A 22,199-nucleotide genomic window follows, 5' to 3' on the forward strand; every position below is an offset into this window, starting at 1 on the left:
CTTCACATGGATGTGACCGTTTAGCGTCCCCAGCGTAGGCGAACGGAGGGAAGGTCATGGCGGCTGTGGTTCTGGGGGCGGGTCCCGGCATCGGACGATCGGTGGCACGGCGGTTCGCGCGGGAGGGACTGCCCGTGGCGGTGGTGGCCCGGTCGGAGCGGACGCTGCGGGAGGTCGCCGACGCGGGCATGGTGGCGTTGGCCGCCGACGTCACGGACGAGGCGGCGCTTCGAGCGGTGCTCGACCGGGCCGAGAGGGAGCTGGGAGCGCTGCGAGCCGTCGTCTACAACGCGGCGGTCGTCCGAGCGGACGCGCCCGGGGAGCTGTCGGTGCGTGAGCATCAGCAGGCGTGGGCCGTCAACGTGGTGGGCGCGCTCAACACCGCCGCGCACGTCGCGCCGAAGATGGCGCGTCGCGGCGGCGGGTCGTTCATCGTCACCGGCGGCATGCCGGAGCCCGATCCCCGCTACGTGAGCCTCTCCCTGGGCAAGGCGGGTGTGCGGGCGCTCGTCACGCTGCTGGACATGCGGTACGGACCGTCCGGCGTGCACGTGGCGACGGTCACGGTGGACGGCCCCGTGGCCCCCGGCACGGCGTTCGATCCGGACGACATCGCCGAGCACTACTGGCGGCTGCACACCCAGCCGCAGGGGGCATGGGAACGCGAGTACGTCTTCACCGGCGCGCCGCCGGCCGGCCGCGGGGGCGTGTCCACCGATCGGTGGACACGGGGATGACCGGTGCGCCGATCCCGCGGCGGGCGCCGCGGGTCGACGCTTGAGGCATGGCAGACACAGCGGTGCGGGTGCGCGGGTTGCGCAAGCGGTACGGGGACGTCGACGCGGTGAACGGCGTCGACCTGGACATCAGGCACGGCGAGGTGTTCGCGCTGCTCGGCCCGAACGGGGCGGGCAAGAGCACCACCGTCGAGATCCTGGAAGGGCACCGCCGGCGCACGGCCGGCGAGGTGTCCGTGCTCGGCGCCGATCCCGCGGGGGCGGACCGGGGCTGGCGGGCCCGCATCGGGATCGTCCCGCAGACCTCCACCGAGGATCCGCAGCTGACCGTGCGGGAGATGGTGCGGCACTTCGCCGCCTACTATCCGCGGCCCCGCGACCCGGACGAGGTGATCGAGGCGGTGGGGCTGGCCCAGCAGGCGGGACGACGGGTCGGGCGCCTGTCCGGCGGGCAGCGCAGGAGGGTCGACGTCGCGCTCGGCATCGTCGGCGGCCCGGAGCTGCTGTTCCTGGACGAGCCGACGACCGGGTTCGACCCGGACGCCCGCCGCCGGTTCTGGGAGCTGATCCAGGGTCTGGCCGGCGGCGGCACGACGATCCTGCTCACCACGCACTACCTGGAGGAGGCGGAGGCGCTGGCCGACCGGGTCGGCGTCATCACCGCGGGCCGGGTCATCGCGGTGGACAGCCCCCGGCGGCTGGGCGGGCGCGCCACGGCCTCCGCGCAGGTGAGCTGGCGGGGGCCGGAGGGCCCGCGGCGCATCGACACCGACTCCCCCACACAGGTGGTGGCGGAGCTGAGCCACCGGTTCGGCGGCGAGGTGCCCGAGCTGACCGTCACCCGGCCGTCCCTGGAAGACGTCTACCTGTCCATGATCGGAGCGACGAAGTGACCCTCGCCCTCAGGCTCGGGCTGGCGCGCGGCGCCATGGAGCTGAAGATGTTCGTGCGGGAGCGGGAGGCCGTGGTGTTCTCCTTCGGCCTGCCGGTCGTCCTGCTGCTGATCTTCGGCACGATCTTCAGGGGCGAGGTGGGCGGCACCGGCGTGGACTTCCGCCAGTACTTCGCCGCCGGGATCATCGCCAGCGGCATCATGTCCACGACGTTCACCAGCCTGGGCATCAGCATCGCCACCGAGCGCGACGACGGCACCCTCAAGCGGCTGTACGGCACGCCGATGCCGAGGGCGTCCTACTTCATCGGCAAGACGGTCTCGGCGCTGGTGCTGTCGGTGGCCGAGACGGCGGTGCTGTTCGCGGTCGGCGGCGCGCTGCTCGGCCTGGAACCGCCCGCGACGCCGCAGCGCTGGTTCACGTTCGCCTGGGTGTTCGTGCTCGGGGTGGCGGCGTGCACGCTGCTGGGGATCGCGGTGAGCAGCGTCCCGAGGTCGGGACGCAGCGCCGCCGCGGTGCTCAACCTGCCCTATCTTGTGCTGCAGTTCATCTCCGGGGTGTTCTTCGTGTTCGGGGACCTGCCCTCCGGCGTGCAGCGGATCGGCGCGCTGTTCCCGCTCAAGTGGATGTGCCAGGGGCTGCGTTCGGCGCTGCTGCCCGACGCGCTGCTCGCCGCCGAGCCCGCCCGCTCCTGGGAGCACGGCAGGACCGCCCTGGTGCTGGCGGCCTGGTGCATTGGGGGGTTGGTGCTGTGCCTGACGACGTTCCGCTGGAAGCGGCGCCACGAGCGGTGACCCGCGAAGCCGACGCGTGGCGGTGGGGCGTGGGGCGCTGGGAGGCGTACTTCGCACTCGTGCTGGTCTCCACGATCATCTACGTGCTGGCCGGGGGCGGCTCGTGGAAGAACGACGGGGTGGCGGCGGTGCTGCTGGCCGCGCTGGCTCCGTGGTACCTGCTGCTGGGGCGGCGCGCCGTCGACCGGGCGGCCCCGCACCCGGCGTCCCTGGCCTACCTGGCGGGAGCGGTCGTGCTGTCCGGGGCCGCGTCGGTCGCGGCCCCGGAGAGCTCCCTGGTGCTGTTCGCGCTGTGCCCGCAGGCGTTCATGGTGCTGAGCTGGCGCGGCGCGATGCTGACGGTGCTGGCCCTCAACGCCACGCCGGCGCTGCGGTTCCTGCTGGAGTCCACCACGGTCGGGGCGGTCGTGTCCTTCGTCCTGTGGACCGCGGTGACCATGGGCTTCTCGGCGTTCTTCGGGTTCTGGGTCGACCGGATCATCCGGCAGAGCCGCGAGCGCGGGGACCTGATCGCCGAGCTGCGCGCGACCCAGGCCGAGCTGGCCGAGGCCAACCGCCGGGCGGGGGCGATGGCGGAGCGGGAACGGCTGGCGGCCGAGATCCACGACACCCTGGCGCAGGGCTTCACCAGCATCCTGATGCTGCTGCAGGCCGCCGACTCCCAGCTCGACCGGGACCCGGCGCAGGCGCGGCGGCAGCTCACGCTCGCGGCCGGCACCGCCCGGGAGAACCTGGCCGAGGCGCGGGCGCTGGTCGCCGCGCTGCCCCCGGCGGGGCTGGAGTCGTCCTCCCTGGAGGAGGCGCTGGGACGGCTGGCGGAGCGGTTCGGCGAGGAGATGGGCATCCCGGTGGAGTTCGCGACGTCGGGGCCGCCCCGGCCGCTGGCCGCGGGAGCCGAGGTGGTGCTGCTGCGGGCCGCGCAGGAGGCCACGGCCAACATCCGCAAGCACGCGGGGGCCGCGCACGTGTCGGTACGGCTGGCCTACGGCTGCGACGCGGCGGTGCTGGAGGTCCGGGACGACGGCGCGGGGTTCGATCCGGACGCCGCCACCGGGGCGGCCCGCGGCTTCGGCCTGCGCGGCATGCGGGAGCGGGTGACGCAGGTCGGGGGGCGGCTGGAGGTGGGCAGCGCGCCCGGTACCGGTACGGTCCTGACCGTGGAGGTGCCGGCATGAACGCGGACGTGATCACCGTGATGCTCGTCGACGACCACCCGGTGGTGCGGGAGGGGCTGCGGGGCATGCTCTCCGCCGAGGACGGCATCGAGGTGGTGGCGGAGGCGGGCGACGCGGCCGAGGCGGTGGCGGCCGTCCGCAGGCACGAGCCCGACGTCGTCCTGATGGACCTGCGGCTGCCCAACGCCGACGGGGTGGAGGCCACGGCGCGGGTGCTCGCCCAGCGGCCGCGGACCCGGGTGGTGGTGCTGACCACCTACGAGACCGACCGCGACATCCTGCGCGCCGTGGAGGCGGGCGCCACCGGCTACCTGCTCAAGGACGCCTCCCGGCAGGACCTGGCGCAGGCGGTGCGGGCGGCGGCGCGCGGCGAGACCGTGCTGGCCCCCTCGGTGGCGGCCAAGCTGGTGACGCGGATGCGCTCGCCGGTCGAGCTGTCGCCGCGCGAGATCGAGGTGCTGCGGCTGGTCGCCCGCGGCCGGACGAACGCCGAGATCGGCCGGGAGCTGTTCATCAGCGAGGCGACGGTCAAGACGCACCTGCTGCGCGCGTTCGGCAAGCTCGGCGTCTCCGACCGCACGTCCGCCGTGACGACCGCCCTGGAACGCGGCATCCTCCGTCCCGGCGAGTGACGCCTATCCCCCGGGGCATTCGTGGCTGTCGCCGCCGCTCAGGCAGGGCCGGTACGAGCCGTGGGTCGGTGCGGGGGCGGGACGGTCGTCGCGGTGCTCCGAGGCGGCGATGCCCACCATCAGCAGCGCGAGGGCGCCCGCGACCAGCCCCTGGGTGACGGCGGACAGCGGCCATCTCCTCCAGGCCAGCAGGACGGCGAGCAGCACGGCGAAGGCCGTGACGACGCCGAGGGCGACGAGCGCGCCACCGTGGCCCGGCGGCGGCCCGTCGTCGTAGGACGCGGCCCAGGCCGCCATGCCCTCGCGCAGCCAGATGACGAACACGGCGGCCGCCTCCACGGCGAGGAAGGTCACCGCGAACAGGACGTCGGTGAGCCAGGTCAGCGCCGTGCGGCGGCCCGTGCCGGTGGCGGAGGTCATGGGCCCAGTGTCACCGTCCGGCCGGGCCGCCGCCTGAGTACGAATACCTAGATCGCTACTCCCCTCACTCCTCCGATGAGAGGATCCCCCACAGGGACATGGGATGTATGTGTCGGCCCGCCTAAGCGTTTCGTCCATTTTTTCCGAAAGATCGCTTTAGATACGGGGGCGCGGACCGAAATTCTTCCCGGGACATGGGACGTCTGTTACGGTGCGCCCATGTCGCGGACCGACGAGGCCATCGCGCGCATCCGGCGGCTCATCCAGTCGGGGGAGCTGCCGCCCGGGGCACGGCTGCCGTCCGAACCGGAGCTGGCCGCCCAGCTCGGCGTGTCCCGCAACCCGCTGCGCGAGGCGGTCAAGGCGCTGGTCGTGGCGCGGGTGCTGGACGTGCGGCGCGGCGACGGCACCTACGTCACCAGCCTGGAGCCGAAACTGCTGCTGGAGGGGCTCGGCCTGGCCGTCGAGCTGCTGCGGGACGACTCGCTGCTGGAACTGGTGGAGACGCGGCGGCTGCTGGAGCCCGCCGCCGCCGGCCTGGCCGCGACCCGCATCTCCCCCGAGGCGCTCGCCGGCCTCCGCGACCACCTGGACGCCATGCGCGAGGCCACCGCCGACGACGACGTGGAGAAGGCCACCCGGTTCGACGCGGCGTTCCACCGCGCGGTCGTCGCCGCCACCGGCAACGAGACCCTCACGAGCGTGCTGGACGGGGTGTCCGGCGGCACGCTGCGCATGCGGGTGTGGCGCGGCCTGGTGGAGGCGAACGCCTTCCAGCGCGCGATCGTCGAGCACCAGGCCATCTACGACGCGCTGGCCGCCGGCGACCCCACCCTCGCCCAGGCGGCGGCGTTGATGCACGTCAACACCACCGAGACCTGGCTGCGACGCACCCTCGGCCAGGCGGCCGTCCGGCACGGCGAACGAACCCCCGAGCAGTGAGCACGCGGCTCGTGCGCATCGGCGCGCCGCCAACTACAACATCCCGCCCGCGACCTGACTGGGGAGGCCCGGCGGCGCGGGCGGGGGCGCCTTCGGCGGAGACGCCGTTGGCGCGTACCGGCTCACCCCGCGGCGAGTGCGTGGCGGAAGCGCTCGGCTAGGCCGGTGAGGCGGTCGACGGGTTCGTTGGCGAACACGAGCCGCAGGTAGTGCGTTCCGCTGGGGCCCCAGCCGTCCATGGGGGTGGCCGCGACCTTCGCCCGGTCGAACAGGCGCCGGGACAGTTCGGCGGCGGTCATTCGCAGGGGCCTGGTGTCGACGAGCAGCGACCATCCGCCGTGCGGCCGGATGACCGGGTACTCGGCGAGCTCTCGCAGCACCGTGTCGCAGCGCCGCCGCCACTCGGCCGTGGCTGCGGCGACGTCGGCGTCGGCGTCGGGCGCGTCCAGCGCGGCGGCCACGGCGTCCTGGGCCAGGCCGACCTGGCAGACCACGTTGGTCAGGCCGACCAGCCGGATGTCGGCGACGATGTCGGCGGGGCCGACCACCCAGCCGACGCGCCAGCCGATGAGCCGCAGCTCCTTGGACGCCGAACCGACGGTGATGGTGCGCCGGGCCAGGCCGTCATGGGCCGCCGGGTGGTTCGGCGGGCGGCCGTCGAAGCGGATGCGTTCCATGGCGGCGTCGTAGACCAGCCAGGCGTCGTGGCGTTCACACGCGTCCGCGAGGGCGGACCAGTGGCGGTCGTCCAGCACCAGGCCGGTCGGCATCGCCGGCCCCATCATCAGGACCGCCGCCGTGCCGGGCCCGACGGCGGCGGCCAGCTCCGCGGGGTCGACCGTCCATCCTTCGGCGGTGGCCTGCGCGGGCACGAAGCGCGGGACGCCGCCCGCGAGCCGCACCCGGTTGACCAGCCCGGCGTAGATGGGGTCGCACAGCACGACCTCCTGCCCGGGTTCCACGGTCGCGAGCAGCGTGTTGAGGATGCCGTTGAGCCCGCCGGCCACGCTGACGCACTCGGTCTCGGGGTCGTAGGCGCGTCCCGCGATGCGTCCGACATGCGCCGCGGCGGCCGCACGAAGGGAGCGGTGCCCCTGGAACGGCAGGTAGCTGTTGGCCGCGTCGTCGTCGATCGCGGCGCGCGTGGCGGCGAGGGCGACGGCGGGCGGCCGCAGGTCGGTGTCGAGGTTCTCCAGCCGCAGGAACTCCGGGTCGCCCACGGCGTCGGCCGCGTCGCCCACGGCGTCCACGCCGATGCCCGGAATGTCGCGCAGCCGCGTCACCGTCATGCCGTCCTCCACTTTGCTGGTACGTGCATACCACTATGCTGATACGCATGGATCTACCGCAAGTGGTCGGACGCAACGTGCACCGCCTCCGCACGGCGGCCGGAATCTCGCTGGCCGACCTGGCGTCCGCCGGCGGCATCAGCAAGACCACGCTGCACGGCATCGAGCAGGGCCAGGGCAACCCGACGCTCAGCACCCTGTGGGCGCTGGCCACGGCGTTGCAGGTGTCCCTCGGCGAGCTGCTGGAGGAACCGGCCGCGGCGGTCGAGGTGGTGCGGGCCGGCGACGGCCGGCCGCGCGTGGAGGGCGACGCGGTCAGCGCCCGCCTTCTGCACCGCATCAGGCTGCGCGGCACCGTGGAGGTCTACGACATCGCCATCGCCGAGGGCACCCAGCACTCCGACGCGCACCTGTCCGGCGTGGAGGAATGCCTCGTGCTCACCCGCGGACGCGTCACCACGGGCCCCGCCGACTCCCCCACGGACCTGGCGGAAGGCGACTCCATCCGCTTCGACGCCGCCCGCCCCCACCTCTACCGGGGCCGGGCCAAGCAAAACCGCGCCGTCCTCCTCATGGTCCACCCGGACAACTGACCGCGGCCGGGACGCGCATGTCGGGCGGGCCGATCGCCGTGATGACCGCGTCGCGTCCCTGCACCGCCGCCTGGATCCGGCCGACGTCCGCCTCGCCTGGCGGTCGCCCGGACGGGTGCCGCCCGGCACGCCCGCGTTCATGGTTCTTTCACGGCCGGCTGCCGGGGCCGCGCCGGAATCCGCAGGTGAGCGGAGACCTCTCGGAAGGCGACACGGAGGACCATTGACGCCCGATGCCGCGTTAAGTACGGTCCGACCAGATTGTCGAGAGAGATTCTGACGCGGGATGGCGACTCCTCGGCCTCCTGCGTGGTGTATCCGTGAACCTGGCCGCCGCAGCGGTCACGACGAAAATGTTAGCGCTAACACGAGGCACGCACACCGGAGACGAATAGGCAGGGGAGCGTCGTGACATTCACATTCCCGCGTCCGGCCGGCATCGCATCCAGACGAAGGTCCGCGTGGATCGTGGCCCTGCTCTGCGCCGCGGCGACAATGTCTCCAGGCGTGGCCAGGGCGGACAATCCCATCATCCAGACCATCTATACCGCCGATCCGGCTCCGCTGGTGCACAATGGCCGCGTCTACCTCTACACGGGGCACGACGAAGACGGCTCCACGTATTTCACCATGAAAGAGTGGCGGGTGTGGTCGTCCTCGGACATGGTGAACTGGACCGATCACGGCTCCCCGCTCAGCCTGTCCACCTTCGGCTGGGCGAGCGCGGACGCGTGGGCGGGTCAGGCCGTCTTCAGGAACGGCAGGTTCTACTGGTACGTCCCCGTGAAGAACCGGGCGACCGGACGGATGGCCATCGGCGTGGCGGTCGGGGACAGCCCCACCGGGCCCTTCCGGGACGCTCTCGGGCGCCCGCTGGTGGAGAACGGTGAGATCGACCCCACCGTCTTCATCGACGACGACGGGCAGGCCTACATGTACTGGGGCAATCCAAACCTGTGGTACGTCAGGCTGAACCCCGACATGATCTCGTATTCGGGCGCGCCGACCCAGATTCCCCTCACCACCGCGGGGTTCGGCACCCGCACCGGGAATCCGAGCCGTCCGACCCTGTATGAAGAGGGTCCCTGGGTCTACAAGCGCAACGGTCTTTACTACATGGTGTTCGCGGCCGCCTGCTGCTCCGAATTCATCGCCTACTCGACGGCTCCGGGCCCCACCGGGCCCTGGACCTACCGCGGCACGATCATGCCCACGCAGGGCGGCAGCTTCACCAACCACCCCGGCGTCATAGATTTCAACGGGGGCTCGTACTTCTTCTACCACAATGGCGCGTTGCCGGGTGGCGGCGGCTTCACCCGGTCGGTCGCCGTGGAGAAGTTCGCTTACAACGCCAACGGCACCTTTCCGACGATCAACATGACCACGGCCGGGGCGCCCCAGGTGGGAACGCTGAATCCCTACGTCCGCCAGGAGGCCGAAACGATCGCCTGGGCGTCCGGCGTCGAAACGGAGACCTCCGGCGAAGGCGGAATGAACGTCGGCTGGATCGAGAACGGCGACTACGTCAAGGTCAAGGGCGTCGCCTTCGGCGCCGGTGCGGCGTCCTTCACCGCGAGGGTGGCCTCGGCGGCCGGTGGCGGCAGGATCGAACTTCGCCTGGGCGGTCCCACCGGCACACTCGTGGGAACGTGCAATGTCCCGGGTACCGGCGGCTGGCAGACGTGGACGACCGTCTCCTGCCCGGTGAACGGCGCGACGGGAACCCACGACCTGTATCTCAGGTTCACCGGCGCAAGCGGCTACCTGTTCAACGTGAACTGGTGGCAGTTCAACGCCACCGGCGGGCGCAACGGCTCGCCCGGCGCCGCGGACGAGTGATCCCGCCACCGTTTGCGGCGCCGCCCGGCCGGCGCGGAATCGACCGGCGGACTTCTTTTCGAGCGGCGTCCGCCGACCGGCAGGTGCACGCCGGTCGGACGGCGCTTCCACCCCGACGAAAGAGGAGTACATGAGGCACAGATCGTTCCTTGTGCCGATCGTGGTCGCGGCGGTTCTCGTCCTGACCATGGGCGGCACGGCACAGAGCGGCACCGGCCCCGATGCCGCCACGGCGCCCGGGGATGTTCGCGCCGCCGCGACGAGCGCCGGATGCGGCAAGGCGCCGACATTGACCAGCGGCACGCGTTCGATCCAGAGCAGCGGCAAGAACCGCAGCTACATCCTGAGAATCCCTGACAACTACGACCGGAGCCATCCCTACCGGCTGATCTTCGGGTTCCACTGGCTGGGCGGGACCGCCACCGACGTCGCCACGGGACAGACCGTGCAGAGAGACGTGTGGGCCTACTACGGACTCCAGAGACTGGCGAACAACAGCGCCATCTTCGTCGCGCCTCAGGGCTTCAACAACGGCTGGGCCAATTCCGGCGGCGAAGACGTCACCTTCGTCGACGACATGATCAGGCAGATCGAGGCGGACCTGTGCGTCGACACGACACAGCGCTTCGCCATGGGCTTCAGCTACGGCGGCGCCATGAGCTACGCGCTCGCCTGTGCCCGCGCGGACGTCTTCCGCGCCGTCGCGGTCTACTCGGGTGGACAGCTCAGCGGGTGCAGCGGCGGCACCCAGCCCATCGCCTACCTCGGCGTCCACGGCATCAGCGACTCGGTGCTGAACATCTCCGGCGGACGCTCGCTGCGCGACAGGTTCGTCCGGAACAACGGCTGCACCGCCCAGAACCCGCCCGAGCCGGCCCAGGGCAGCCTGAGGCACATCGGCACCACCTACTCGGGGTGCCGGTCCGGCCACCCCGTCCGCTGGATCGCGTTCGACGAGGGTCACATCGCCGCCCCGCAGGACGGCGCCCGCGGTGACAGCGGCTCCAGAACGTGGCTCCCGGGTGAGACCTGGAACTTCTTCACGCAGTTCGAGAGCGGCAACCCGCCGACCGATCCGCCGCCGACCGGGGACGCGGCCTGCCGGGTCGGCACCACCGTCAACGCGTGGAACAGCGGCCTGACCTCCGAGATCACCGTCACCAACACCGGCACCTCCGCGATCAACGGCTGGTCCCTGGTGTTCACCCTGCCCAGCGGCCAGACCATCACCTCCGGCTGGAACGCCGAATACTCCCCCGCCACGGGGCAGATCACCGCGAGGAACGTCTCCTACAACGCCGCCATCGCCCCCGGCGCATCGGTCAGCATCGGCTTCCAGGCCACCCACACCGGCAACACCGCCAAACCGGCCTCCTTCACCCTCAACGGCAGTACCTGCACCACCGCCTGACGCGGTGACCGCGACGCTCAACGCGATCCGGGGCGCTCGGGACGACCTGGTCGGCACGCGCGGCTCCTTCCGCCGGGCCGCACGACCAACGGCGCCCCGACCGTCCCGGATCGTCGCCGCGAGCGTCATCGGCGATCACTCGGTCATCGGACCATGGCGGCCGACACCGTCACCGGCGGCTGCGATGCAGGTCATGACGGCAGCGGACGAGACGGCTTCCGAGCGCTTGGAGGCACTCCGCCGCGCGGCCGTGGAGACCCGAACGGCGCGGCTCCCGGTCACGGGGGCTGGGGCGGTGTGTCGGTGCCGCCGCGTTCGGCGACCTTGATGCGGAACCACGCCTGGCGCCAGCGCTCCCGCTCGGCCTCGCCCGCGCCGCACCCTTCCAGGTAGGCCAGCAGAACCTCGACCTTGGGCAGGGTCTCCCGCTTGGTCAACGTGTTGAAGGTGGAGGCGACGTACTGGTTGCGGGCTCGTTCCGACATCTGGCGGTAGCTGGGCTCGCCCTTCCAGACGCGGTAGGTGTCCGCCAGGTCCAGCAGTTCCCGCGCGGTCGTGGCCGTCGCGGGGTCCGGCTCACGCACCAGCGCGGCGCCGTCCGCCGGCCTGGTCCCCGACCGGGCTTCGTCATCGTCGGCGGCGCTCGGGCCCGTCGGCTGCCGGACGGCGCGGTCGGCGTCGGCGACGGTGGGCGTGCGGGAGGCGGACAGGGCGGCGGTGACGTCGGGCCGCCCGCCGCCGGTCGCGGTCGAGTCGGCTTCGGCCACGCCGGTCTCGCAGGCGGTGTCCACGTCCACGCCGGCTCCTGTGTCGCTCCGGGCGGGGAGGCCGGCGGGTCGCGGCGGCCGCCGGGGCGCGGCGCCCGCGTAGGACGCGTGGTCCCCGCGCGGGAACTGCGCGAACAGCTCACGGGCGACCTCGATGTGCACGGGGTCGGCGCCGCAGTCGGCCAGCAGCTTCTCCACCGTCTCCCAGCGGAAGCCGAACGCGACGTCACCGCGCAGAAGCTGCTCGGCGCGGTGACGGCTGATGCCGCGGCGGCGCGCGTGCTCCAGCACGGTGCCATGGTCCCGCACCGGCAGCAGCGCCGCCAGGAGGATCCATTTGAGCCGGTCGACGGCCTGGGCCTCGCCGGGATAGGCCAGTTCGAGGCGCTGGATCAACTCGGCCTTGTCGACGGTGCCGCGGCCCCTGCGGACCACGCGGCCCAGACGGGGTCGGATCCAGTTCATGGCCGCTCCCGCCCGGGGACGGCGGCGGGCGGGACGAGCGCGACCGGCGTCAGCGCATGCAGGCAGGCAGAGGGGACGTCACTGTCCATTGCCTTCGTCTTTCTCAACGGGGTCGACTGCTTGGTGGACCGGGTGAATACCTGGACAACGGCATCGGCACCCGACGATTGGCGGCCATCGGGTGCCTTTACCCTGAATGATGACTCATGTGATCCCTGCCGTGCGGAGTCTTTGACCGGACTCCTCGCGCTCTGTCCGAAACAGAACACCGAACGGTATCCGGCCTGGTTCGCCCGGGCGGCGATGTGACCCAATGGCCACCGTTCACCCCCCGCCGAGGGCGTCCAATGTTGTCCAGACCCGGCGGGCCCGCGCGATCGGAGTCATAATCGGAGAGCAGGCGCCGCGTCATGTGACACATTCGCGGCGTTTTTCTTCGAGGACGGCTGCCTGGACCGGGTGGCCGACCTGGCACGGCGGACCCACCGGGACCACATCTCCTGTTGGCGGCAGGAGCCCGGCGGGTCCGCCGATCTCGGCCCGGCCGGGCGGGGCACCGGCTCTTTCCTCTTCGTGTCGCCACTGGTGAACGGCACCGAACGTTCGCGACCGGCCCTTCGCCCGGCCTCCACCGCGGCGCCGCACCGACGCCCCGGCGCCCTCCGCACGGACGAAAACGATCAACGGCGTCGCCGCGCGTTCGGCGACGCTGCCGACGCACACGTGTTTGATCGGACTCCCGCCGGGCGGCGGAGAGCCGCGCGAGCATTCCGGGCATGAACCACCGATTCGTACCCGCCGCCGCGGAGTGAGGCGCGACCCGCACCCCCGCGGCACCGCATCCCCTGCCGGCGATCCGCCGGTTCACGGCATATCGGACGGCGAAATCACCGTCGGCCCACAGAACCCCGACGAAATGATCATTGCCACCGCGTTGACCGTCCGGTGGATGCTCGTCACCGGCCGCCGCCTGAACGGCCCCGGCCCGCTCGCGCACGGATTGACCGCGGCCCAGCTCATCGACTTCTGGGCCGATGACCATCTCACCGACAAGCCCCGTGAAAGGCGCTCACCATGTCCTTCGACATCCCGGCCTCCCACTGCCGCCCCACGGCGGCGCAACTGCCCGGTGTGCGGCCGCCCGTGGTGCCCGGCATGCTGCACCGGGCCGTCGTCGCCGTCGACGTCATCGGGTTCGGCCGCCGCGTCCCGGCCCTGCACCCGCACCTGCGCGCCGCGCTGTACCACGTCACCGAAACAGCCTTCGCCTCCGTCGGGCTGCCCCTGCACCTGTGCGACCACGAGGACCGCGGCGACGGCATCCTGGTGATCGCCCCGCCGGACGCGGGCATCGAGGCCCTGCTGTGCCACCTGCCCGCCCACCTGCACGCCGCGCTGCGCCACCACAACCAGATGTCGGCCCGGGCGGCCCGGCTGCGGCTGCGGCTGGCGGTCAACGCCGGTTACGTCCACCTCGACCGGCACGGCGCCGGCGGCCGGGCGCTGGTCCACCTGCACCGGCTGCTGGACGCCCCCGCGTTCAAGACCATTCTGGACGACCACCACGCGGACCTGGGACTGATCACCAGTGACGACCTCTACCAGGAGATCGTCTGCGGCGGCCCCGGCCTGATCGACCCGGCCGCGTTCCTCCAGATCGACGTGGCGGTCAAGGAGACCCGTGCCCGCGCCTGGATGTGGATGCCCGACCTCGCCCCCGCCTGGCCGCGCCTCACCTGGTCACCCGACACCACTCCCCTTCCGCACCACGGCGAGCCCCCGGGCCACCCCCGTGCACACGGCCGCGACCGGCTCAACTGACCGCCCCGCACTCCCGCACGGGAGTGCGGGGCGCGACCCCGTGCCGGTACCGGGCCACCGGCGAGCACCCCTGCCGCTCCCCTCGTGCGTCCGGCCCCCGGCTTGGTCCCCCGGCGGGCGTGCGGTGGGGAGTTGCTCGGTGACATCAGGACCGTCGTCGGCCAGCACCGCGTTCGAACATCAGGTGATCGTGTTCGCGGGCGAGTCCAGCCAGACGCGCTGCCCCTCGGGGGTCACGGTGAGGCCGTACCGGGCCGGCTCCGGCCTACCGGCGGCCTCCCACCGCTCCTCGGCCTCCTGGACGCTCCGGGCGCTCACCTGCTGGGCACGTAGGGGCATGAAAGGGGACGGCCCGACACAACGCCCCCGCGCCGTCCCATCACCACGAACCCGAAGCACCGCAAGAGGCCAGTCGGGATGAACCACCGGCGCCAGAGGCACGACGATCAACCCACCCGGCCGCGTCTGCCGAACCCACGCATGGGGCACCGTGTGAACGGACGCCGTGACGACGATCCGGTCATACGGCGCCCCCGGCGGAAACCCCTCCTCCCCATCCCCGACGACCACCCTCACCGGCGACCCGACAGACCTCAGAGCCTCCCCGGCCTGCGACGCCACCGCCGGGTCTATCTCCACACTGACGACGTTCCCGGCCCCCACGAGGCGAGCGAGAACCGCGGCGTTGTAGCCGGTGCCGGTACCGATCTCCAGGACCCGCATTCCGAGCTCCACCTCCATGGCCTCGATGACACGCGCCATGGCGAAAGGAGCACTGCTCGAACTCGTGGACGTCATCCCCTTGCCCGTCGCCGGATCGCACACCTCGGCCGGCAGCGCAGGATCAGGCCCCACCCGGGTCACGACCGGGGCGTCCGCCGTCACCAGCTCCCGCCACCGCTCCGGGTCATCACACCGGTGCACCGGCACAAGCCACCCCACCTCATCACGCACGAAGACCCGATCAGGAATGAACGGCTCCCTGGGGACGGCCGCGACGGCATCGCGGGCCTTCACCGCTTCCCCGTCCCATCGCACAGAACGCACGGCACGACCAGCAGCTCATCCATGGTCGGGGGCGGACCAGCTCTCTCCGTCCGGTGACCGGAACCAGAGTCGTTGCTCGCCGGGGCCGATGGTCAGCCCGAAGGCCGCCACGTCAGGATTGCCGTGGCCGATCCACCACGCGTGGGCCCCCTCAACCCGGTCCCAGATGTCGGCCGGACCGCCGTACTCGACCTTGGCGGGGATGGCCTTGGTGACCTTGGCCCATGACCCGTCCGGCGTGACGATCTCGGTTCCGTCGCGGCCCGGGAACGCGTTGACGCCGGGAAGACGCTGCCAGACCAGCAGCGACAGGCCCGGGGTGTGCAGTGCTCCGCTGCCGATCTCACTCGTCCGGGTGTGCACGGTGGTCGCGTCGATGGGGACGACTTCGGGGATGCCCGGCCGTTCGACGTCGCGGCGGGTCGACATGAACCCCCAGGTGGTCGATATCAGGGGGCCGCCTGCGGTGCCGTCGTCGGCCACGGTGAGCCGTGCGAGCGCCCCGGCCCAGGTCATGCCACGCGGCCGGACGTCGGCCAGGATGATCCCGCCGGGCCGGGTCTGCTCCAACCACGCGTACGGCACGCGTTCGGTCGCCACGGTCGCGAGAACGCGGTCATACGGGGCACCGGCGGGGTACCCCAGGAGCCCGTCGTTCGCGGCGACGCTGGGACGGTACCCGGCGTCGGCCAGCCGGAGCCGCGCGGCGTCGGTCAGCTCGGGGTCGATGTCCACCGTGCTGACGCGCCGCGCGCCGAGCCGTTCGGACAGCAACGCGGCGGTGTACCCGGTGCCGGTCCCGATCTCCAGGACGTTCATTCCCTCCCGGACGTCGAGGAGGTGCAGCAGCCGGAGCATGAAACTCGGGCGGGTGCTGGAGCTGGTGGACCACGCGAAGCCGGGTTGGTCGGGGTGTTCCCGGCGCTGCGTCACAAGGGTGTCGTCGGAGTACGCCAGGCCCAGCCACCGGGGGTCGCGGGCGGTGATGAGCTCGGGCGGGTCGTCGTCGCTGTAGAACTCGGGCACGAAGACGTGCCGGGGGACGGCCGCGACCACCCGCCGCCATGCCGGATCGGTGATGACTCCCTGCTCGGCCAGCCGATCGGCCAGTGCCGCCGCGTGAGTTCTCCAGTCGTCGGAGAGGCCGGTCATGCGGATACTCCCGTCAGGGTGTCGGCTATGGCGTCGGCGATGGGCGCCCCTGTCTCCTCCTGTAACCAGGCCCATTGCGAGCCGGGACCGCATTCGAGGAACCACCACGTCCCGTCATCGGTCACCGCGAAGTCGAACACGCCCAACTGCAGGCCGAGCGCTTTCAGGTAGGCATGGCAGGAACGCGCCACGCCGCCGGGAACACCGGTGATGTGGTACGTCAAGGTGCCGTACCCGGTTCGGAAGTCCTGCCGGGCGGCCGGGTCGTCGGACCGTATCGCGATGGCCTGGACGTGACCGGCTCCGGTCGCCACCACGCGGACATCATGGCTCTTGGGCACGTTGGCCTGGAACAGATGCAACGTCGTGGCCACCCGGTCGTCGATCGCGGCGACGTCCACCGGCGTCGTGTAGATCAGCTTCACCTGACCGGCTTCGCTGATCAGCTTGTGCATGGTCGCCTTGTACACGGCCCCGTGACGGGAGCCCACGAATTCGCGGGCATCTCCGGGACGGTTCGTCAGGACGCTCGCGGGGACGGCGAATCCGCACCGTGCGGCGGTCGCCATTTGCAGCGGCCGGTACTCGGCGTCGGCCAGCCGCCCCGGGTGCGAAACCCAGCGAACCGGCAGCGACATGAACAACCCGCCGAAGCCGAAGCGGGCCTCGACGGTCGCGAAGCGGCGCTCCGGCTCGCTCAGACCGGCGGGGAAGCGGAACGGCCGAGGCTGCCGGTAGTACACCGCCATGACCTCGTCCAGCCGGACGGCCCCCTCCGGAGTGGTGATCTCCGCGTGCCAGCCGTCGCGTCCCAGCCGGGCGCTGACGTCGGCCCGCGCCGGAAACCACCCCGTGTCGAACCACACGACCCGTACACCGCGCCTCGCGAGGGCGTCCGAGACATAGAGCGCCTCACCGTCGTCCCGCTCAGCGGTCAGCAGTACGGTGTCGGCGACCATCAGTCGGTCACCGTCTGCGTGTAGTCGTCCTTCTTGGTCTTGCTGTCGTCCGTGTACTCGGTGGGCACCTTCTCCTTGCGGGTGCTCGTGGGCTTCTCATGCTTGCCCGCACCCCGGACCGGGGCGGGACGTACCGCCCGATCCATTCCCCACGGACGCCCCGGCCCCGAAGGCGGCTCGGAACTGACGGGTACGACATGCCCGGGAAGCCCGAGCGGAAAGCGGTCGCGCGGGTTGACCAAGGGGGCATCGTTCATCGTGAGCGGATCCTCCGTTTCTCCGGGTGCGGGCCTTGAAGCGCCTCCATCCGGCCATCAGGCGTGGGACGCCAGTGGCTTCGGCGGGGCGGTCTTGACCAGGACGTCGCGGAACTCCCGGACGGCGGGACGCTCCAGCTTGTCGAATGGAACGGCGCGCAGCACCACGTGACCGGTTTCGGTGAGGATGTTGTTCCGGGAGGCCACGGGAACGGCGTCGAGCACCGCTGCGGCCTTCTTCGCCCCCGCATCGATCCCGCCGTTCACGACGGCGCACAGCGCCATGTGGAGCTGGGCTTGAGCCACATAGTGGTGATCCAGCGTGCGGCTGAGATAGACCGTCGCGTACTGATCGATGGCCGTCCCGAGCTGTGCCTCGTTTCCCGCGCCCGCGTGGACCACGAGCTCGGCGAACTCAAGGTACGCAGACGTCCAGTAAGTCGGCATGACGTCGGGCGGCCTTCCCGCGGACGCGAAGAGATCTTCACAGGTCCGCAGCGATCGCTGGGCTTCCGCGTGTCGTCCGACCGCGCCGAGGGCCTTCGCCTCCGAGCACGCCACCAGCGCCCTGCCGAAGGACGGGTGCTCGCCTGCGAGCCGCATGGCGTCTTGCGACAGCCGCAGCACGGCTTGGGGAGAGCGCTGGCCATGCCGGGCGTGACCTGCTTCGGTGGCGCGTACGGCGAGTCTCAGTTCCAGATCACCCGTGACGTCGGCGGCCCGTTTGGCGGTGCGCCACCAGCGGATGGCGGTCCCGTGATCGCCGAGGCGGGTCAGCACGTTGGCGTGCAGCGTCGCGAGCGCGGCCTCGACTCGTTTCAGTTCGGTGAGAGAGCCGGTGTCGGCCTCTTCGAGTTGGCGCTTGAGCATCACCAGATCGATCAGCACGTCTTCCCGCACTTGCGCAGGGGGCCGGGTGCGCAGCGCGTGATAGTGATCGTCACAGGCGAGATGCCAGTCGTTGAGGTCGCGGGGTTCGGCCGTGAGGAACAGATCCAGCAGATGACGGAATGACTCGGTGCCGAGCGTTCCCGCGCCTATGCCGAGGTAGGCGAGCAGTTGGAGTGCGACGCGGCGTTTCACATCGTTCTCCCCGACGTCGGGAGTGGAATCGAGATCCACGGTACCCACGACGTCCGGCTTCCGGGGAGGGCGTCCTATTTCGACCGCCGTCCGCCCACGGTTTTCGGGCAGCTTGAACCACAGCAGGTCGGGCGGAATACGAAGGGCGCGAGCCCAGGGGACGAGCCGATCAAGATCGGTGATGGGCGGGCCGCTTTCGACACGGCTGAGCTGCGCCTGGGTCATTCCCAGCCAGTGCCCGACGAGTTCCTGTGACAGCGGCTTGTGTCCGTGGAACGAGTGGTGCCGGTAGGCGCGGATGGCCCGGCCGATGTGCCAGTCGTCCAGCGCCGACCGGAGCGGTTCGGCCTGCCAGAAGTCCGGAGGAACGCTCGGCGGGGCCAGGAATCGATCACGGTTTCTGGCCTGGCAGGGCGCGCACTCCTCATTGGGGTTGTCCCGGGCCAGGCGGCCGCCGCAAAGGCGGCAAAAGCGGATGGCTGCTCGTCTGTCCATGCGCGTCGATCACCCTTCCGACTCGATCGCTCACGCACAGTTTAGGCACCAGGTCAGCGCCTGTCCGCGCGGTTATACATGGAACGCATGGTGATCAACGCGAGGGCGGATCAGTGAACTCTTTTCACCCCGTGGCGGATGCCGTCTGATCACAGCACGAGCGCGGGTTGCCCGCTCGGCCCGTGACGCAGCGAAGCTCCTGGTAGGCGGGTTGATCACCACGCGCTCGGCCAGAGCCATGCCCTCGCGGATGCGCAGGCGCCTCAGGTCGACCTCCAACGCAGCAACCATGGCCAGGATCTGAAGGAGCAGGCGGTCCGCGGCCCGTCGACTCATTCGGGGACTCCAACGGCAACGGTTCTGTGACCGGCTCCGCCATCCGCTTGGGCAGACCTGTCTGCACCTTTCCGGTGGATGCGCGTTTCGCCGCCGCGGGTCCCAGGCGTTCACGGTCCAGGCGGATGGGCGGGCGTGGCGGCGAACTCGTACTGGATGCGCGGCGGTGCGATGTTCACCGGCGAGCCGTCCAGCACCTGCGGTTGCCGGGCTGTCGCGGTCAGCGGCGGCGGGACCATCGCACTGTCGGCGTGCGCCAGTTCCTTGATGGGGTCGGGTGTATCGCGGGCGTATCGAAAAACGCATACGCCACCGCAACGATCTTCTGTCTTCAGTGAGGCATGGACCGCAGCGGTCCGGGCCGAGGGCATGGTGCCCCGGCTTCGGAAGGTGATCACGCAAAGGAGAAGGCCGTGGCTCATGACGGAGAATGGGACCGGCGTTCGCTGCTCCGGGGCGCCGCCGTGGTGGCCGGTGCCGCCGCGACCGCGCCGCTGCTGGGCAAGGCGGCCACGGCGCACGCCGGCGGCGGCGGTGACGCGGACGCGCTGTTCAAGGCCGGCGAGTTCGAACAGGCCGGCCGCGCGTATGAGGAGATCCTGAAAACAGACCCCACGAACCTGCACGCGGCCCGCCGGCGCGGCTATGTCGGGCTACTGGCCAACAAGTTCCCCGAAGCCGAGAAGTACCTCACGATGGCCCGCCGGCTGGCGCCCGACGACAAGGAAACCAACAACCTCCTGGGCGACTGCTACATGCGGCAGGACAAACTCTCCCTCTCCGTACCATGCTGGCAAGCGGCCGGCAGCGAAACCCGCGCCAAATGGTTCTCGGCGGTCCGCGGCGAGCCGTACCAGATCCACGGCGACATCGCGGAACTGCCATGGAAGCAGATGGATCCGTGGCCGCTGGTGGAGGTCTCGGTCAACGGCGGGCCGCCGAAGCTCTTCTCGTTCTACACCGGCGCCCCGTGGCTGAACATGACCGCACAAGTGGCCAAGGAAGCCGGGCTGAGCCCCGTCGCCAGCCAGAAGATCGATTACCTGAACGGCACCGCATGGATGTACTTCGGGGTGCTGGACTCCTTCAAGCTGGGCGGCATCGAACTGCGCAACATCCCCGTGGAGTGGAGGGAGACGGACCAGGAAATGCAAGGCGACGGCCTCATCGGCGGGTGGGTCTTCCAACACTTGCTGACCACCTTCGACTACGCGGGCAAATCGCTGATCCTGCGCCGCCGGACCCCCGAAACGGCCAGGAAGGCACACGCCGACGCCATACGGGCGGGCGCGCAACCCCTGCCGCTGTGGCTGGCCCGCGAGCAGTATCTGCACAGCAGGGGCAGCATCGGAGGCTCCGGCACCCGGGTGGTGGGCGTGAACTTCGGCGGGACCAGCGAGTGCGCCGCGGGCATACCCGAGCAATGGGCCAAGCAGTTCGGGGTCCGCACCGACTACGACCGCCCGCTCGAGACCGCTGCCCACAGCCACCCGACCGTCGTCTACCCCTGCTACCCGGAGGAGATCCGCGTCGGCGACGCCGCCGCCAAGGAGATCTACTGCGTCGCGAACCCGAACACGCCGGTCGCCGAGTACGGGTTCGACGTGGTGGCCAGCTTCTTCCACAGCTTTTTCAAGCCCTACAACATCACTGTCGACTTCACCGACATGAAGCTCTACATCGCCCGCGGCAAGGCCACCTGATCGCCGTCAGCGCAGGGGCGTCATAGGAGTTCCCCGGAGCAGCCGTATTCGAAGGCCAGGACGCTGAAACCGCACCTCACCGAGACCCTTCCACCTCGCCCGCCCCCTCCTGTCCAGCTAGCCACCCGCCCCGCGGGCAGGCCGAGATCGTCCTCGGGGGTGTGTGATCTGACGCCTGATTCTCCTCTTCGCGTGCACTGATCCGCGTTCCCCGGCGCGCGCACTTTCGCGTGCCGGCTCGTAGGGTCGCGGGGGTAAGGGTGAACCGGACGCCCTTACCCCCGGTTGCCCGGCGCAGCGCAGGGCAGTGTCCCGGGCTCGGCAGCAGCCATGCGCGGACGGAGCCCGGCGAGTTGCTGGTCGAGCAGGGCGGCGGGCCCGCCACGGCCGCACTCAGTAGCATCCGGTCGTGATCACTGAACTTGTCGACCGGATCCTGACCGGCGACGACGATGCGGCCTTCGAACTGGAGGAGCAGGTCGACGACGATCCGGCCCTGCTGCGGCGGCTGCGCCCGCACCTCCTGCGGCTGATCGATGCGGAGGTGTACATCCCCGTGAAGCTGTTCGGCGAAGCGGACGAAGCCTTCCAGCGCGAAGCCGTGCGGCGGGTCGAGTCGGGCGAAGACTCCGAGCAGGACCTCGTGGCGATCCTCACGGCGACCCGCGGTCCGGTCGTGGAAGCCGCATTCCGCGGCTGGCTGGAACGACCGCCGTCCGGCATGGACGCGGACGCCCTCGCTCGATTCCTGCGCCGGTACGGCTGGGACTTCGATGATCGCGGACGTCGGCGGGAGATCTGCGGGAACGTCGCGTACCGCCTGGTGCCCGAGGTGCCCGGCCCGTCGCCTGCCGGTAGCGCACCCGCCGAGGAGAGGTGCCCGTGGTGCACCGCCGCGCTGTGGACCGCACTCGACGGCGACACCGCCGACCCGCGATTCGTCACCGCCCTGGCCCACACCGGCTGGCGGGGACGGCTGCGGATCCTCACCTGCTTCGTGTGCTCCACCTACACCACCGTCTACACGCAGGTGAGCCCGGACGGCGGCGCGACCTGGTCCGCGTACACCACCCAGCCCCCTTACCTGAAGGAACGGAAGCCGACACCCGAAGATCCGCCCGCCGTACGTCTCGTGCCGGGAGAGGAACGGCCCGGCGGATACGAGGGACACGACTGCGCAGGCGGGTCCACGCTCGGCGGACGTCCGGGCTGGATCCAAGACCCCGACTTTCCGGACTGTCCCGCCTGCGGAAGGCTCATGAACTACGTCGGCGCCGTGGCCGGCGGTGACACCATCGGGCAGGACCATGGCGTCCTGTTCCTCTTCCTGCACGAGCCGTGCGGGCTCGCCGCCGTGGTCAGCCAGTTCGACTGACCTCCCGGACGACC

Annotated in this window: 21 protein-coding genes; 12 read left to right on the top strand and 9 right to left on the bottom strand. The window is 71.1% G+C overall.

Annotated elements, in window-relative coordinates; all coding sequences use genetic code 11:
* Window positions 1-56 precede the first annotated feature (56 nt).
* The 5 genes from ABZ801_RS19385 to ABZ801_RS19405 are packed head-to-tail and all read left to right on the top strand — an operon-like array spanning window position 57 to window position 4,231.
* Window positions 57-737 carry an SDR family NAD(P)-dependent oxidoreductase gene (locus ABZ801_RS19385; protein ID WP_360699367.1) on the top strand — a complete coding sequence of 227 codons (681 nt, stop codon included), beginning with the start codon at window positions 57-59 and terminating at the stop codon, window positions 735-737.
* A 47-nt stretch (window positions 738-784) separates the two neighbouring features.
* Window positions 785-1,630, top strand: coding sequence for an ABC transporter ATP-binding protein (locus tag ABZ801_RS19390; RefSeq protein ID WP_360699369.1), 846 nt, complete (start codon window positions 785-787; stop codon window positions 1,628-1,630).
* Window positions 1,627-2,424 carry an ABC transporter permease gene (locus tag ABZ801_RS19395; protein WP_360699371.1) on the top strand — a complete coding sequence of 266 codons (798 nt, stop codon included), beginning with the start codon at window positions 1,627-1,629 and terminating at the stop codon, window positions 2,422-2,424. The genes ABZ801_RS19390 and ABZ801_RS19395 overlap by 4 nt, the downstream gene beginning before the upstream one ends.
* Entirely contained in the window at window positions 2,382-3,599 is a 1,218-nt protein-coding gene (locus ABZ801_RS19400) for a sensor histidine kinase (protein ID WP_360699373.1), read from the top strand. Before ABZ801_RS19395 ends, ABZ801_RS19400 begins: the two co-directional genes overlap by 43 nt.
* A gap of 8 nt (window positions 3,600-3,607) precedes the next feature.
* Complete coding sequence (locus ABZ801_RS19405; protein WP_360699539.1) at window positions 3,608-4,231, top strand: response regulator transcription factor; 624 nt, start codon at window positions 3,608-3,610, stop codon at window positions 4,229-4,231.
* A gap of 3 nt (window positions 4,232-4,234) precedes the next feature.
* Here the strand turns inward: ABZ801_RS19405 and ABZ801_RS19410 are convergent, their stop codons facing one another.
* Complete coding sequence (locus ABZ801_RS19410; protein WP_360699375.1) at window positions 4,235-4,651, bottom strand: DUF6234 family protein; 417 nt, start codon at window positions 4,649-4,651, stop codon at window positions 4,235-4,237.
* A 219-nt stretch (window positions 4,652-4,870) separates the two neighbouring features.
* Between ABZ801_RS19410 and ABZ801_RS19415 the strand changes: the two genes are divergently transcribed.
* Window positions 4,871-5,593, top strand: a complete 723-nt coding sequence (locus ABZ801_RS19415) for a FadR/GntR family transcriptional regulator (protein ID WP_360699377.1) — start codon at window positions 4,871-4,873, stop codon at window positions 5,591-5,593.
* 122 nt (window positions 5,594-5,715) lie between these two features.
* Here ABZ801_RS19415 and ABZ801_RS19420 read toward each other — a convergent pair whose 3' ends face one another.
* Window positions 5,716-6,882: a pyridoxal phosphate-dependent aminotransferase gene (locus ABZ801_RS19420; protein WP_360699379.1), complete on the bottom strand. Its 1,167-nt coding sequence runs from the start codon at window positions 6,880-6,882 to the stop codon at window positions 5,716-5,718.
* A gap of 47 nt (window positions 6,883-6,929) precedes the next feature.
* Here ABZ801_RS19420 and ABZ801_RS19425 point away from each other — a divergent pair, with 47 nt between their 5' ends.
* From ABZ801_RS19425 to ABZ801_RS19435, 3 genes are all read left to right on the top strand, one after another.
* Window positions 6,930-7,475, top strand: coding sequence for an XRE family transcriptional regulator (locus ABZ801_RS19425; RefSeq protein ID WP_360699381.1), 546 nt, complete (start codon window positions 6,930-6,932; stop codon window positions 7,473-7,475).
* 507 nt (window positions 7,476-7,982) lie between these two features.
* Window positions 7,983-9,314: a glycoside hydrolase family 43 protein gene (locus ABZ801_RS19430; RefSeq protein WP_360699383.1), complete on the top strand. Its 1,332-nt coding sequence runs from the start codon at window positions 7,983-7,985 to the stop codon at window positions 9,312-9,314.
* A 130-nt stretch (window positions 9,315-9,444) separates the two neighbouring features.
* A complete protein-coding gene (locus ABZ801_RS19435; protein ID WP_360699386.1) occupies window positions 9,445-10,725 on the top strand; it encodes a cellulose binding domain-containing protein in 1,281 nt (426 codons plus the stop codon).
* Window positions 10,726-11,003: 278 nt separating this feature from the next.
* Here ABZ801_RS19435 and ABZ801_RS19440 read toward each other — a convergent pair whose 3' ends face one another.
* Window positions 11,004-11,957, bottom strand: coding sequence for a hypothetical protein (locus tag ABZ801_RS19440; protein WP_360699388.1), 954 nt, complete (start codon window positions 11,955-11,957; stop codon window positions 11,004-11,006).
* Between the two features lie 1,074 nt (window positions 11,958-13,031).
* On the opposite strand from ABZ801_RS19440, the gene ABZ801_RS19445 reads away from it, so the two are divergent.
* Complete coding sequence (locus ABZ801_RS19445) at window positions 13,032-13,778, top strand: hypothetical protein (RefSeq protein WP_360699390.1); 747 nt, start codon at window positions 13,032-13,034, stop codon at window positions 13,776-13,778.
* 180 nt (window positions 13,779-13,958) lie between these two features.
* On the opposite strand, the gene ABZ801_RS19450 is transcribed toward ABZ801_RS19445, so the two are convergent.
* The 6 genes from ABZ801_RS19450 to ABZ801_RS19475 form a co-directional block, all read right to left on the bottom strand.
* Window positions 13,959-14,795 carry a methyltransferase domain-containing protein gene (locus ABZ801_RS19450; RefSeq protein ID WP_360699392.1) on the bottom strand — a complete coding sequence of 279 codons (837 nt, stop codon included), beginning with the start codon at window positions 14,793-14,795 and terminating at the stop codon, window positions 13,959-13,961.
* Between the two features lie 45 nt (window positions 14,796-14,840).
* Entirely contained in the window at window positions 14,841-15,977 is a 1,137-nt protein-coding gene (locus tag ABZ801_RS19455; protein WP_360699394.1) for a methyltransferase domain-containing protein, read from the bottom strand.
* Window positions 15,974-16,936, bottom strand: a complete 963-nt coding sequence (locus tag ABZ801_RS19460; RefSeq protein ID WP_360699396.1) for an MvdC/MvdD family ATP grasp protein — start codon at window positions 16,934-16,936, stop codon at window positions 15,974-15,976. Before ABZ801_RS19460 ends, ABZ801_RS19455 begins: the two co-directional genes overlap by 4 nt.
* On the bottom strand, window positions 16,936-17,082 hold the full coding sequence (locus ABZ801_RS19465; protein WP_360699398.1) for a hypothetical protein: 147 nt from the start codon (window positions 17,080-17,082) through the stop codon (window positions 16,936-16,938). Before ABZ801_RS19465 ends, ABZ801_RS19460 begins: the two co-directional genes overlap by 1 nt.
* A gap of 168 nt (window positions 17,083-17,250) precedes the next feature.
* Entirely contained in the window at window positions 17,251-18,771 is a 1,521-nt protein-coding gene (locus ABZ801_RS19470; RefSeq protein ID WP_360699400.1) for a helix-turn-helix transcriptional regulator, read from the bottom strand.
* A 446-nt stretch (window positions 18,772-19,217) separates the two neighbouring features.
* Entirely contained in the window at window positions 19,218-19,529 is a 312-nt protein-coding gene (locus tag ABZ801_RS19475) for a hypothetical protein (RefSeq protein WP_360699402.1), read from the bottom strand.
* Between ABZ801_RS19475 and ABZ801_RS19480 the strand changes: the two genes are divergently transcribed.
* Window positions 19,521-20,810: an aspartyl protease family protein gene (locus tag ABZ801_RS19480; RefSeq protein WP_360699404.1), complete on the top strand. Its 1,290-nt coding sequence runs from the start codon at window positions 19,521-19,523 to the stop codon at window positions 20,808-20,810. The genes ABZ801_RS19475 and ABZ801_RS19480 overlap by 9 nt on opposite strands.
* Before the next feature lie 409 nt (window positions 20,811-21,219).
* Window positions 21,220-22,185, top strand: a complete 966-nt coding sequence (locus ABZ801_RS19485; RefSeq protein WP_360699406.1) for a hypothetical protein — start codon at window positions 21,220-21,222, stop codon at window positions 22,183-22,185.
* Window positions 22,186-22,199: the final 14 nt, after the last annotated feature.

This window comes from Actinomadura sp. NPDC047616, assembly GCF_040642915.1.
Taxonomy (GTDB): Bacteria; Actinomycetota; Actinomycetes; order Streptosporangiales; family Streptosporangiaceae; genus Spirillospora; species Spirillospora miaoliensis.

What these genes read in the sequence shown, in the direction of transcription:
- ABZ801_RS19385 (WP_360699367.1), top strand. Translation starts at nt 57, where the DNA reads ATGGCGGCTGTGGTTCTGGGGGCGGGTCCCGGCATCGGACGATCGGTG.
- ABZ801_RS19390 (WP_360699369.1), top strand. Translation starts at nt 785, where the DNA reads ATGGCAGACACAGCGGTGCGGGTGCGCGGGTTGCGCAAGCGGTACGGG.
- ABZ801_RS19410 (WP_360699375.1), bottom strand. Translation starts at nt 4,651, where the DNA reads ATGACCTCCGCCACCGGCACGGGCCGCCGCACGGCGCTGACCTGGCTC.
- ABZ801_RS19415 (WP_360699377.1), top strand. Translation starts at nt 4,871, where the DNA reads ATGTCGCGGACCGACGAGGCCATCGCGCGCATCCGGCGGCTCATCCAG.
- ABZ801_RS19420 (WP_360699379.1), bottom strand. Translation starts at nt 6,882, where the DNA reads ATGACGGTGACGCGGCTGCGCGACATTCCGGGCATCGGCGTGGACGCC.
- ABZ801_RS19425 (WP_360699381.1), top strand. Translation starts at nt 6,930, where the DNA reads ATGGATCTACCGCAAGTGGTCGGACGCAACGTGCACCGCCTCCGCACG.
- ABZ801_RS19435 (WP_360699386.1), top strand. Translation starts at nt 9,445, where the DNA reads ATGAGGCACAGATCGTTCCTTGTGCCGATCGTGGTCGCGGCGGTTCTC.
- ABZ801_RS19440 (WP_360699388.1), bottom strand. Translation starts at nt 11,957, where the DNA reads ATGAACTGGATCCGACCCCGTCTGGGCCGCGTGGTCCGCAGGGGCCGC.
- ABZ801_RS19445 (WP_360699390.1), top strand. Translation starts at nt 13,032, where the DNA reads ATGTCCTTCGACATCCCGGCCTCCCACTGCCGCCCCACGGCGGCGCAA.
- ABZ801_RS19455 (WP_360699394.1), bottom strand. Translation starts at nt 15,977, where the DNA reads ATGACCGGCCTCTCCGACGACTGGAGAACTCACGCGGCGGCACTGGCC.
- ABZ801_RS19460 (WP_360699396.1), bottom strand. Translation starts at nt 16,936, where the DNA reads ATGGTCGCCGACACCGTACTGCTGACCGCTGAGCGGGACGACGGTGAG.
- ABZ801_RS19465 (WP_360699398.1), bottom strand. Translation starts at nt 17,082, where the DNA reads ATGGATCGGGCGGTACGTCCCGCCCCGGTCCGGGGTGCGGGCAAGCAT.
- ABZ801_RS19470 (WP_360699400.1), bottom strand. Translation starts at nt 18,771, where the DNA reads ATGGACAGACGAGCAGCCATCCGCTTTTGCCGCCTTTGCGGCGGCCGC.
- ABZ801_RS19475 (WP_360699402.1), bottom strand. Translation starts at nt 19,529, where the DNA reads ATGAGCCACGGCCTTCTCCTTTGCGTGATCACCTTCCGAAGCCGGGGC.